This window comes from Zoogloea sp. (genome assembly GCF_023150065.1).
GTDB lineage: Bacteria > Pseudomonadota > Gammaproteobacteria > Burkholderiales > Rhodocyclaceae > Zoogloea.
The window spans coordinates 1-281 of sequence record NZ_JAKLLN010000081.1; the positions used below are offsets into that span (position 1 = coordinate 1).

Consider the following 281-nt stretch of genomic DNA (forward strand, 5'->3'; position numbering starts at 1 on the left):
TCATCCGGCAGCGCTTCAACACGGGCGAGCCGGCGGATTTCTTTTTCTGGCGCGACAACAACGGCAACGAGATCGATCTGCTCTTCGAGAACGTGTCGCGCCTGCAGCCCGTCGAGATCAAGTCGGGCGCCACCTTCGTTTCCGACTGGCTGTCGGCGGCCAAACGCTGGGCCGCCTTCGCCGGCCCGGACGCCCTGCCGCCGTGGATCGTCTATGGCGGCGACGACGCCTATGCGCGGGAAGGCTGCCAGGTGCTCGGCTGGCGCCGGCTCGCCTCACCT

Annotated in this window: 1 protein-coding gene; it reads left to right on the plus strand. The window is 67.6% G+C overall.

The annotated features are described in order from the left end of the window. The coding region (locus tag L6Q67_RS23510) for a DUF4143 domain-containing protein (RefSeq protein WP_367171673.1) at window positions 1-281 on the plus strand (281 nt) is incomplete at both ends.